The organism is Euzebyella marina (assembly GCF_003687485.1).
In the GTDB taxonomy this organism is placed as follows: domain Bacteria; phylum Bacteroidota; class Bacteroidia; order Flavobacteriales; family Flavobacteriaceae; genus Euzebyella; species Euzebyella marina.
Genome location: NZ_CP032050.1, coordinates 2,068,618 through 2,080,852, shown reverse-complemented (window position 1 = coordinate 2,080,852; position 12,235 = coordinate 2,068,618). Strand labels below are relative to the sequence as shown.

Below are 12,235 nucleotides of genomic sequence, written 5' to 3'. Positions count from 1 at the left end.
TTAGAGTTTTATGCTGTCCCAAGCTGTTAGAAATGCTTCTTCGGTATTTGCTTTGGTCAATTGAAATTGACCTAGTTTTTGTGCCATCATTAAACTTGATATGGGATTTATCGAATAGGCATATAATATATAATCTGAAATGGGCTTAATAACTCCTTCATCCTTTCCTCGTTTCCATAGATCGAGTAGAGGTTGTAGGTGTTTTATACCTTCTTGTCTACTAGGCTCATCAATTATTGGCGTGTTATTACATTGGGTTAAAAAAAATGAATATTCACATTCATTAATATTAAATTCCGCAATTCGTTTCCAGATGAGTTCGAAGCCTGTTTTAATTGATGTATTCTCATCATAGGTATTAAAAACAAAATCTGTGTATTTCGTTTTTACTTCTAAATACGTTTGATTAACCAAGTCTTGTTTATTTTCAAAATATAAATAGATAGTTGCAGGTGAGACATTTGCCATTTTTGCAATTTTACTCATAGGAGTGGCATGGAAACCATTGTTATTTACTAATTCGATGGTTGCTTTTATAAGAGCGTTTCGTTTATCTATACTTTTTTGAAGTTTAGTCATGATGTTTTGTTTTAGGGTACAAAGATATAAAAAAATGAATATTCATTCATTTTTAAAAAAACATCAATAATTTGATTGAATTTAAAATGAAGTAAGAAATAGTAGCTAACTAGGTTATATGAATATAAAATACATCTATATACTCCTAAAATCGAATAAAATCGATGAATTTGATTAATTCTTACTGGAGAGCTTTACTTGCCTTCCATTTTTTTAACCAATATCCTCATATCTTCGCCAACTTTTTTTTCCAAGACCCTTGCATAAATTTGGGTGGTGGTTAGTTTAGTATGCCCCAACATCTTTGAGACGGTTTCTAAAGGCACTCCATTGGACAAGGTTACCGTTGTTGCAAAAGTGTGCCTTGCAGTATGGAATGTCACTTTCTTGTAAATCCTACAGGCTTTACAGATTTCCTTTAGGTAATAATTGACCTTTTGATTGCTGTAAACAGGTAGTAGGACTTTCATCACTTTTCTTTCAGGCGAGTCTTCATATTTCTTAATGATCTCCATTGCCTGTGGAAGTAAGGGGATTTTAAGTTTTTCGTCCGTCTTTATCCTTTTGGTGAATAGCCATTTATTGCCATCTATTCCTTTAAGTAGATGTTCTGGGGTCAATGCCTTGACATCAATATAGGATAGGCCAGTATAGCACGAGAAGAGAAACACATCTTTGCATTTCTCAACCCCTTCCCTTGTGAAAGTGGATTCTTCAATCAACCTCAATTCCCGTTTTGTCAAATATTCCCGTTCGGTTTTTTCAAAACGTAGTTTATAGTTTTCAAAAGGGTCTTTTGCTATCCAATCCAACCGAACGGCCAACCTCGACATTTTTTTAAGCCGTTCCATATGTTTCATGGCCCCGTTATTGGTGCATTTGGTTCGTGTAGATGGCCTGTACTTTCTTAGGTACTGCTCAAAGTCCAATATAAAACGGTAGTTCAATTTTTTGAGCTTTATGTCCTCAACCCCATATTCCTCTTTTAAAAATAGGCTCACGCATCTTTCTGTGATGTGGTAATTCTTTCTGGTTCCGGGGCGCAATGAAGTGTGCATGGTTCCATTGTGATAGGCAATCAATTGTTTCAATGTTTTTCCGCCCTCATCTTCCCCAAAAAATCTTGCTTTGATAGATAGTGGAGTGATTACTTTTTCTTCTGCCATCATCAATCTATGGGCCTCATGTAGTCCTGTATAAATTTGATCTAGGTACTTGTTCAGGGAAATCACATAACTGGAAAAACCCTTGCCCCTTTTACGATTATTATCCCATAAATTGGCTTTTATCTCCCGATTTATGCTGAAATCGGTGCGCTCACCGTCGATGGTGATCCTACAATAGACAATTAGGTTCTCGGATTGAACCTTGTGCTTTCTAGTAAAGAAATTGATTGTTAAACGATTGTTTTTCTGCATGTTGCAACCTTTTAGAGTGTGAATACTGTGAAAGTCAAAACACAAGAAAAATGGTTCTAAAAGTCATTTAAAGTTACAATAAGAAATGTAAGTGTTTGCTCCCGATGGGAACACGCTTGATATGATTTTAGGTGGTTTTAAATGAATTCAAACGATATGCCTAAAAACACAAAACACTGAAAATCATAAGATTAACAGTGTTTTGATTTTACTTGAAAAGGTTAAGTCGGGATGACTGGATTCGAACCAGCGACCACACGCACCCCATGCGTGTACGCTACCTGACTGCGCTACATCCCGAAACCCATTCCACTCGAGGTGTGAAAATAGGATTGCAAAAATATAAAACTTTGCCACAATTCAAGGCTTAATTATCTGGTTATTGCTATTTGAAAACGTCTTTTCAGAAAAATTAATTTAACTTATTGATGGAAAACATTTTACGCAAAAGCATTTCTTATGAAATTCTATTCTAGAAGGGAAGTTTCAAAAATTCTTTTTACGGGCGGTGCGGCCATGAGCGCCTTTCCCCATTTGGCTTTTAACAAAAACGAAAAGATGATTGAAAGAAAAATTCCTTCTTCAAGCAAAACCTTACCGATAGTTGGCCTAGGTACATGGCAGTCTTTTGATGCTGGCGCAGATGTAGAACTTAGAGAACAACTTGCTACCGTACTTAAGGAAATGCACAACAAGGGCGGGCAGGTTATTGATAGTTCTCCCATGTACGGTAGTTCCGAAGAAGTAGTCGGAGACTTGACCTCAAAATTAGATTTTCAGGAATCTTTCTTTTATGCCACTAAAGTCTGGACTACCGGCCGGAAAGCTGGAATGGAACAAATAAACAGCTCGATGCAAAGAATGGGAAGAAAATCAATGGACTTACTCCAAATACACAATTTAGTGGATTGGCGAACGCATCTATCGACGCTTAAAAACATGAAAGAAAGTGGATCTATTACTTATTGGGGTATAACACACTATAGTGACTCTGCACATTCAAAATTGGCTGAAATTATAAAAAAAGAAAAACCTGACTTCGCGCAATTCAATTTCTCAATGGCTGAAAGAAGAGCTGAGCAATTCTTGCTAAAAACAGCTCAAGACAATGGTACTGCGGTTATAATCAATAGACCTTTTGCCGGAGGGTCTCTCTTTAGGTCTGTTAAGGGAAAAGAATTACCTACATGGGCCAAAGAGCTTGATATCTATTCTTGGGCGCAGTTTTTTCTTAAGTATATATTGGGAAACGAAGCAGTTACATGTGCCATACCGGGCACTTCAAAACCTCATCACGTCATTGACAATATGGGTGCCGGTTTCGGTAGGCTTCCTAATGAAAAGGAGCGTAAAAAAATGCTAGTAACCCTTTCAAATCTATAATTAGAGCTTAATCTAAAGAGCTCATCCATTCGAACATGCGCTCTGTCCAGTCACGTAAGTGCTCATCATTTCGTGCAAGGGAAAACCCATGTCCGCCCTTGGGGTAGATATGCATTGTGGCAGAAACTCCTTTATCTTTAAGAGCCTGAAAAAACAATAGACTATTTTCAACCGGTACAGCCGTATCATCAGTTGCATGAACCAATAATGTAGGTGGCGTTTCCGGTGTTACTTGGGATTCGTTCGAGAAACGCTGCAACAATTCTTCGGTTTCATTGCCTTGTAAAAGTGCTTTTTGAGAACCTGAATGCTTTGTAGATTGGGTGAAAGTTATAACGGGATACACGAGGGTCATGAAATCGGGCCTAGCGCTTAACTTATCGGCATTATCAATGTCATCATACACCTTTTCATTAAAATGGGTGCCCAAGGTTGATGCTAAATGGCCCCCAGCTGAAAAGCCGACAATACCGATTTTATTGGCATTTATATTAAATTCCGCAGCCTTTGACCTAACGAGTCTCAAAGCTCGTTGCGCATCTATCAGCGGAACATTATATTTTTCTTTGAGGGATTCAGATGTTGGTAACCGGTACTTGACCACGATACCCGCAATTCCCTTACCATTTAAAAATTTGGCTATATCTGTGCCTTCCCAATCATACGCCAAAATATGGTAACCGCCGCCCGGAAAAATCAACACGGCCTCACCTGTTGCATTCTGCTTAGCGGGTAAATAAACTTCAATAGTAGGTTCTTGTACCTTGCTGATACGTAATATGCCCTCTTTTACGTGTTCTTCTTTTTCATCTGTTTCGACCCTATTAGGAATTTTTCCTTTTGGCCATAGTGGGATGATGGTATCTTGAGCTTGTAAGTTCATTACGGTAAGAATCAGAATAAAAGATATTATAGTTTTCATTTGATGAGTTTTATATTTAAGGACAAGGCCATTTAAAGTTAGCCACCCGGTCGTTAGAACCCGCAGCCAGATTATAATGCCACCACTCAGTTCTTATCGACCAGAAGCCATGTTTCTCCATAGTTTCTTTTAATAGTTTTCTATTATCCAGAATTTCTTGAGGAAGGTCGAAATTATCATGATAGGCCCTTTTTCCGAAAAAATCGAAATCAGTACCCATATCCAATTGCTCACCGTTCAAAGTTTCTAAAGTAATGTCAACCGCTCCTCCTTTATTGTGAATAGACCCCTTCTTTGGGTTGGCCACATATTGGGGGTTGGGCACAATCTCCCACATTTTATATTGTACCGAATTGGGCCTATAACAATCAAAAAACTTAATTCTCACACCTTTTTTCTCGAGCTCTTTATTGGCAGCTATCAATGCTTTGGCAGTCTTGACACGTGTATAACACTCAGCACAATCATAGACCTTTTCCTTTAGAAAATTGTTTTTGGTGGCATAACGTAAATCATAGGAAAAACCATCACTAAAATCGGCCAGTCTAACAAAAGTTGTATCAGACAAGCTCGCAAAACTTTTAAGTTTTTTCTTTGTTTCTGAAACAGCTTTCTTTACGGTATCTACTTTTGCCTCTACCTCTATTTCTTGTTCATTGATTTTCTTCTCTTGAGAATTCTTGCAAGAGATAATCATTACCAAAATGACAAGGCTAAAAACTTTAAACTTCATTTATAATCAGTTACTTATTTCGGGCAATCAAAATCACCCAATCTTTGTTTTTTTGACCATTGAAAGCAGATAGTTCAACACTATTGGGCTTTGTTATTCGCCAACCTTCGTTCTGTTTGTCGTGTAACATTCCACCTTCTTTGGGATCATAAAATGCAATCGAAAAGGCGCCATCGCTAATGGTCAAATCGGTCTTTTCTCCTTTGGGTAGATAAACTACATATATTTCATCTTTCTTTGCAAAACAATAGGCCTTTTTATTGCTTAAAAGTTCATCGTGGTTCTGCATTTCCCAAAAGGGAAGGTGCCTTTTAAAAAATTCGGTGGCATTATTGCTTACAGTCCACCACTTATCCCTTACCCGAAAATCTTCAGCGGCCATATCATTATTCGCTTGGTCCAGACCTCCAAAATACCAAGAAGTACCGCCAGCACCTGATAATAGACTGCCCCAAAGACTACTGTGCATGACCATATCGTAATTGTTATTGCTAGCTGTATCAGTAGTAACCCCTATGTCATAATGCCCTATCTCATCTACATAGACTACCCAAGGTTTTTTGCTGTTCTTAGATAAATCGACCCATTTTTTCACTTCTTGGTGTACCTCGGTAGTGTCATACATCTGCAATGAAGGTATTTCAAGGTTTGTATAACCCAACAAGGGAGAAAACGTTTCTTTAATAGGATCTAAAGGCCTGCCTTCCATTCTTTTGCCCGTCACCCTTATATGGTTATGAACAGCAATGGGGTGGTCGTAAGGATCGATACTTCTTATGTATTCGGCGTAACTCTTTAATTGCTTGGTGGTACGATTGGTCTCTTCCCCTAAATTCCATACAACCCCTAAATGATGCCCAAACCTCGCAACCATTTCTTTGTAATATAACATGCGCTCAAGGCCCAAATCACCGTGGTTCAGCAACGTATCGTTTTCGGTCTCCTGGGTGAAAAAATTCATGGCCATGCCCAACTTATCCATATGGGTAAAGACAAAATCCCACTGGTCTAATTTGCTTACATAAAATCGGGTTCGTTCATTTGGTGAAATCCAAGGCCATACATTGTCACCGTCGCCCGCGACATTCATCACCATAAAGTAAAGGCTGTTCATTCCTTTTTTTGCCAAGTAATTCAAGGCCCCTAAAATGCCCTTTCCTTTTTCGTCTTGCCAAGTTCCATCCTCCTCGTTCCAATCAGAAATATGATTTTCGTATCTATGTAGGCCATCGATTAGACTTGGGGTTTCTACTCCTCCGTTTTTGAAAGTACCGTCAAATTCATGATAGGCCAAAAAGGTTTCGGGGCTTCCCACTCCATTTTTAATAAAATAATCCTGTGTTTCACTTTCCACCAAGTACCGCTCACCATCATATTTAAGTTGGCCAGTTCTGTAGAAGCCGCTATCCGTTGTATCGATTTCCATAACTTGAAAATCACCTTTTAACGCCCAAATAGAATTGTTCTTTTTCGGCATTGTAAATTGCTTAACGGCAATATCTGTCCCCTCCATCAAAAATGCTTCGAATTTCCACTGACCTACCCTATCCGGAGCAAACTTCACGCGCCATTTATTTCCTTGCTCGCTTCCTGTATTTCCGGCATCCCCATCCGCCGCAAAATACCCAAGAACGGTCTTTCTATCGTTTCCGTTGCTGAAATTGACCAGAAGTTGATAATCTAAAAACGGATTCAGACTGTCTTTTTCCGCTGCCAAAGGTCCGTTGAAAGTGATGGTCACAGGTTGCCATTTGCGCATACTACCTTCTAATCGGTAATCTGCCATGGTTTTCTTTTCTTGGCAACCTAAAAGCACTCCGAAGGCTAAAAGAAGATATATTTTAGAAAATGCTATTCTCATGGTGCTTCGATTCACTTTTAGCGGCATAAGATAAGTATAATTTCACAAGGGCTAATTTATGGGTTCTAACAATTATGAGTATATTGAAGAGCGACTTCTAAGCATCACCAACTGTCTCAAAAAATCAGAATTATCGACCATGTACAGGTATTTCACCTTGATTCTCTTAGCTCTCATACTCAGCTGTAAAGAAGAGCCAAAAACGACCCCAGTCTCAGAAACAAGAGATGACAAAAGGCCTAATATCATTTTAATAGTTGCTGACGACCAAGGTTGGGGAGACCTGGGCAGCTCCGGTAATACCAACCTAGAAACTCCACAGATAGATGCATTGGCCAAATACGGGGTTTCTTTTGAAAACTTTTATGTGCAACCCGTATGCTCACCGACCCGGGCCGAGATACTAACAGGTCGTTATTTTCCTAGAACTGGAGTGTACAGTACCTCATCAGGTGGCGAACGTATGAACTACGAAGAAACCACGCTTGCGGAATTATTGAAAAATGCCGGCTATAAGACTGCTATTTATGGTAAATGGCATAATGGCACCCAAGCACCATACCACCCCAATTCACAAGGATTTAATGATTTTTATGGATTTGCCTCCGGTCATTGGGGCAACTATTTTGACCCAATGCTTGAACATAATGGAAAGATTACTAGAGGAAAAGGTTACCTGCCCGATGACTTGACCGACCATGCCCTTGAATTCATAGAGCAGTCAAAAACGGAACCATTTTTTCTTTACCTACCTTATAATATTCCCCATAGCCCTATGCAAGTTCCTGACAAGTACTGGAACAAATTCAAAGACAAAAACCTTCAGCTTTTATCCGAGGATGGGGAAAATGAAACTATTGATTTCACCAAAGCGGCCTTGGCCATGGTCGAAAACATAGATTATAATGTAGGTAGGGTCATGGCCAAATTGCGTGAACTCTACTTAGAGGATAATTCCATCATTATTTACATGACCGATAACGGCCCTAATAGCTATAGATGGAATGGAGGAATGAAGGGCAGAAAAGGCTCAACAGATGAAGGCGGCGTTCGAAGCCCGTTGTACATTCAGTGGACAGGAATAATCAAAGAGGGAAAAAAAATCAATGAGATTGCAGGTTCAATCGATTTACTACCAACTATTGCAGGCTTGGCAGATGTTTACCCTATTACCGCCAAGCCTATTGATGGTAAAGATTTGACACCTCTTATTTTTGATGAAAAACAAGACTGGAAAGACCGAATCATTTACAATCATTGGAATGGTCAAACCAGTCTGAGAACACAGAATTTTAGGCTTGATAGTGAAAATAAGCTTTATAGAATTTCACGTGATAGAGGTCAAAAGATAGATATCTCAAGTCAAAACCCCAGATTGGTAGATTCCCTAAAGAGGATGAAGGATGACTGGCTTACTGCTGTAAAACCGCTAGATTCGAGAAATGATAATCGACCGTTTACCATTGGCCACCCCAAGTTCAGTTTTACACATCTACCTGCCAGAGATGCAAAAGCACATGGTGGAATCAAAAGAAGTAACCAGCACCCAAACGATAGTTATTTCACCAACTGGAAAAGTCTTAAAGATTCGATTACTTGGGATGTAGAGGTGCTTGCGGAAGGTACATTTGAAGTAGACCTATACTATACTGCCGACTTAGAGAATATGGGATCCATCGTAGAACTAAGCTTAGGTAAAAGTAAAATAGCCAAAAAAATTACGGAAGCGCACAACCCGCCATTAATCGGAAAAGAGCAAGATAAGGTTGTTCGTATCGAGTCTTACGTTAAAAATTTCAAACCTCTGAGGCTAGGAAAAATGGTTCTAAAAAAAGGCAGGGGCTCCCTAGTTTTAAAGGCCACCGAAATACCAAATTCCGTGGTGGCAGACGTTCGTTTGTTGGTTTTTAATCGAGTTGATTAATCCCCTTCATATTTTAGTAGTTCGCTATCGGTATAACCTATTCGTTCTGCTTTGGCCGTAAAAGACATCTCAGCCGGCAAAGGGTTTGAATACACCATCCATACCGAATCTTGTGGTTGTTTATAGACGATGGTAGCATCGGCCTTGGGTTCTATCAGTTCAATGCCCAGGTCGGTTACTTCTAACTGCAAAGGATCTAGTCGAGGTTGTTCTCCTTTTACCAACCAACGTTCCATTAACGAACGTTCATCAACCCTCCCTAAATCGTTGGTATCTTCCATCCAATCCATCAAGAGCTGCCTATAGGTGGTGAGAACTTGTTGGTAATCGGGGTCTTCAGCCAAATTGTTAAGTTCAAACGGATCTTCATTTAAATCATACAATTCTTCGGCAGGTTTTGTAGCCGACAGCCAAAAAGATTGTTGCTCGTTCAATTCACCTTTGGCATTAAGTCTTCTCAACTCTCTCATCATGGGCATTTGCTCTCTATATGAAAGTGGCATTGCGTGGCTGATATTGGTATTGAAGCTCTTGATGTATTTATAATCAGGAGACCTTACCGCTCTTAATCTATCATAACGCTCATCAAAACGATCGGATGTATGATAAGTATATTCCGGTTTTTTTTCCGCTTCAAATGCTCCGAACTGGGCCGTACCCTGCATTAATTTTGGCGGTTCTATACCTGCCAACGAAAGTACTGTTGGTGCATAATCGATAAAACTGATCAAACGTTCATCACGCGTACCCGCGTATTCATTTTCCGGAAATTTTACAACCAAAGGTACTTTAACACCTGTATCGTATAAGGCCCTTTTATGCCTTGGGAAAGGACCCCCATGATCGGCATAAAAGAAGATGATGCTGTTCTCATAAAGACCATCTTCTTTGAGGTCGTCTAACACCTTTCCTAACTGGTCGTCTAACCTTTTTAGGTTCGAGTAGTTGACCGCCAGGTCATGTCGAATGGTGTCATTATCGGGAAAGTAAGGCGGCACAGATACCTCAGAAGGCTTTACGAACAAGCTATCTTTTCCCCTTGACCAAATTTGGCTTTCATGGCAGACCGAATAGTTAAATACCGCAAAAAATGGTTGGTCTTTATCACGCTTTCGATAGTGCCTGTCTTTGCTACTCTCATCCCAAGCAGCATCAGTCTTTTCAAAGTTATAGTCCTCTTTGGGGCCGTTACAAGTATAATAGCCTTCTTTTCGCAAATATTCGGTAAACATGCGAACACCTTCAGGAACAACAGGAGAATAACTTGGCAGGCTGTCAAGTAGAGGTTCATTGACCTTTCGCCAAGGGGTATGGGTACGCATATTATGTGTGCCCAATGTTGTTGGGTACATACCCGTTATCAACGAACTTCGAGCGGGAGCACAGACTGGGACCGGGGCCACGGCATTATCAAAAACGACCCCGTCTTCCGCCAAACTTTGCAAATGAGGCAAGTCGATGATTGTGTTTCCGTACATTGGAAACCACTCCGGTGATTGATCTTCAGCTACAATCCATACAATATTAGGCCTATTCTTTCCATTATCTTCTTCTTGATTTTTATGGTTATTACAAGCCCCAAGTAGAACTACAATAGAAAGAAAAAAAGATACAGACCTCATGTTTTTTGATTGATTTGATATCTTTTAAATATACCCGTTTTTTATTTTTAAAAGGCAAACGCCCCACATTTATCGATGTGGGGCGTTTATATACTGCTTAAAATGATCTTATCGACTAATCAAGGCTATCTAAGTATTCTAAACTTTGAGGTACCTGTTCTACCACCCTTGAAGATTCGTCTTCTATAAACATGTACTCGATACCCAATTTTTTAGCTTCTGCGACCGTACCGGCAATATCAACCTGACCCTCACCCAAAACCACGTTGGTTTCAACATCTTCATGACCAGTATTATTACCCTCTACTCCATTTTCCATATCCTTTAGGTGCATCAACGTAAATTTCTTAGGGTACTTTTTCATCAAGGCCAAAGGGTCGGCACCCCCGTGATGTGCCCAATAGACGTCTAACTCAAAAGTAAAATCTTTCGCATTTTGCGCCATGTAGTCGAATAGCGTACCATCTTTCCAAGGTCTAAACTCATAGCCATGTGCATGATAAGCTAATGTAATACCGTTCTTTTTCAACTCTTTGCCCGACTTATTAAAAACCTTCGTGGCATGTTTGGTTTCTTCCAAATCCCATTTGTTATCATCATGGGGTACCCACGCACACATTACATATTTGGCATCAAAGGCCTTTGCATTTTCAATCACCTTTTGAACATTGTTCTCTAAATCTTCAAAACCAGCACCTACACTAACCACATCAAGGTCGTTTTCTTTCAACAAAGTTTGAAATTCATCCATCGATAGGCCGTAAGTACCACCACCTTCTATTTTTGTGATTCCCCAGCCATTTATAATCTTCAAGGTGCCAGGTACATCTTCTTTAAATTGGTTTCGAAGGCTATACAATTGAAGGCCCACTTCTTGAGCGTTCATAGCGAATGTAGCCATCACCGCTACTGTTGCAATTATTATTTTTTTCATCGGTTCTAGATTATTACTATTTATTCAATTTTACGGCAACAAAGCCACAAAAGCAAGACACCTCTCAAGTAATTTTGAGAGGTGTCTTAAATATTCAATTGCTTTTAACTTTCAAAAGTTTGAAAATATATTTAGGTCAATAGGTTACCCTCATCATCCCATTCAGCAATGACATTTCGAGTACTTTGATCAACACATTTGGCAATCCACTCGGGATCATATTCAACACCGTGCTTTTTAAGAACATCATCGGGCACACCATCCCAAACATTGGGCTGGTTTCCTTTATATCCTAAATCGGCGATACCTACTTTTGAAGTGTAGTACCCTGTTACGACCAAGTTTCTCATCAATGCAAAGAACTGAATCTCTAGCGGCTGGTCATCCAAAGAAACCTCCATATCTTGATTACAGATCTGGTCCAATATTTCTTTTTGTTGATCCAAGCTTGCCGATTTGAACTCCACCCCATAATCGGTATTCGATTTATGGTCTAGCCACATCAAGCCACCTAGCAGGGTGTTTTGCATTTGAGGCATGTCTTTACCAATGAATTCTATAAATTCCGGAACGTCTGCCTCTAAAGGTCCGCCATGCGGTTCTTTCGGAGGGAGTATCACCTCACTCAATACGGCAATAGTTTCCATTTCGTGCTCGTTGAAAAGCTGCTCGTCGTGAAGCTTCTCATCACGCTCGGCCTCCTGCGGTGTTCTACCGTAGTATTTGGTATCGGTATTTACAGAAGCATCTGCATTGGCAGGTGCGGCCTCCCCTTTATCGGTTTTGCAGCTATGAAATGCAAGTGCAGAAGCCCCAGCACCAAGAATCATTGTCTGTATACTTTTTCTTCTGTCCATGA

The 12,235-nt window shown here is 39.8% G+C and carries 10 protein-coding genes and 1 tRNA gene; 2 read left to right on the top strand and 9 right to left on the bottom strand.

Annotated elements, in window-relative coordinates:
* From D1013_RS08690 to D1013_RS08680, 3 genes are all read right to left on the bottom strand, one after another.
* A complete protein-coding gene (locus tag D1013_RS08690; RefSeq protein WP_090294699.1) occupies nucleotides 1–579 on the bottom strand; it encodes a TetR/AcrR family transcriptional regulator in 579 nt (192 codons plus the stop codon).
* Between the two features lie 194 nt (nucleotides 580–773).
* Complete coding sequence (locus D1013_RS08685) at nucleotides 774–1,997, bottom strand: site-specific integrase (RefSeq protein ID WP_121848451.1); 1,224 nt, start codon at nucleotides 1,995–1,997, stop codon at nucleotides 774–776.
* 226 nt (nucleotides 1,998–2,223) lie between these two features.
* A tRNA-Pro gene (locus D1013_RS08680) sits at nucleotides 2,224–2,297 on the bottom strand.
* A 159-nt stretch (nucleotides 2,298–2,456) separates the two neighbouring features.
* On the opposite strand from D1013_RS08680, the gene D1013_RS08675 reads away from it, so the two are divergent.
* Nucleotides 2,457–3,380 (top strand): aldo/keto reductase, encoded by a 924-nt coding sequence (locus tag D1013_RS08675; protein ID WP_121848450.1) that lies wholly within the window; start codon nucleotides 2,457–2,459, stop codon nucleotides 3,378–3,380.
* Nucleotides 3,381–3,387: 7 nt separating this feature from the next.
* Here the strand turns inward: D1013_RS08675 and D1013_RS08670 are convergent, their stop codons facing one another.
* Genes D1013_RS08670 through D1013_RS08660 form a run of 3 tightly spaced genes read right to left on the bottom strand, consistent with a single transcriptional unit; the run spans nucleotide 3,388 to nucleotide 6,896 of the window.
* Nucleotides 3,388–4,302, bottom strand: a complete 915-nt coding sequence (locus tag D1013_RS08670; RefSeq protein ID WP_121848449.1) for an alpha/beta hydrolase — start codon at nucleotides 4,300–4,302, stop codon at nucleotides 3,388–3,390.
* Between the two features lie 16 nt (nucleotides 4,303–4,318).
* Nucleotides 4,319–5,035 (bottom strand): M15 family metallopeptidase, encoded by a 717-nt coding sequence (locus tag D1013_RS08665; protein ID WP_121848448.1) that lies wholly within the window; start codon nucleotides 5,033–5,035, stop codon nucleotides 4,319–4,321.
* 10 nt (nucleotides 5,036–5,045) lie between these two features.
* Nucleotides 5,046–6,896 (bottom strand): DUF5060 domain-containing protein, encoded by a 1,851-nt coding sequence (locus D1013_RS08660; protein WP_162987850.1) that lies wholly within the window; start codon nucleotides 6,894–6,896, stop codon nucleotides 5,046–5,048.
* A 58-nt stretch (nucleotides 6,897–6,954) separates the two neighbouring features.
* Here D1013_RS08660 and D1013_RS08655 point away from each other — a divergent pair, with 58 nt between their 5' ends.
* Complete coding sequence (locus D1013_RS08655) at nucleotides 6,955–8,820, top strand: arylsulfatase (protein ID WP_225621516.1); 1,866 nt, start codon at nucleotides 6,955–6,957, stop codon at nucleotides 8,818–8,820.
* Here the strand turns inward: D1013_RS08655 and D1013_RS08650 are convergent.
* From D1013_RS08650 to D1013_RS08640, 3 genes are all read right to left on the bottom strand, one after another.
* Entirely contained in the window at nucleotides 8,817–10,442 is a 1,626-nt protein-coding gene (locus D1013_RS08650) for a sulfatase family protein (protein WP_121848446.1), read from the bottom strand. The two genes, D1013_RS08655 and D1013_RS08650, sit on opposite strands and share 4 nt — an antisense overlap.
* A 115-nt stretch (nucleotides 10,443–10,557) precedes the next feature.
* Nucleotides 10,558–11,376, bottom strand: a complete 819-nt coding sequence (locus tag D1013_RS08645) for a sugar phosphate isomerase/epimerase family protein (RefSeq protein WP_121848445.1) — start codon at nucleotides 11,374–11,376, stop codon at nucleotides 10,558–10,560.
* 131 nt (nucleotides 11,377–11,507) lie between these two features.
* Nucleotides 11,508–12,233, bottom strand: coding sequence for a gluconate 2-dehydrogenase subunit 3 family protein (locus D1013_RS08640; protein WP_121848444.1), 726 nt, complete (start codon nucleotides 12,231–12,233; stop codon nucleotides 11,508–11,510).
* Nucleotides 12,234–12,235: the final 2 nt, after the last annotated feature.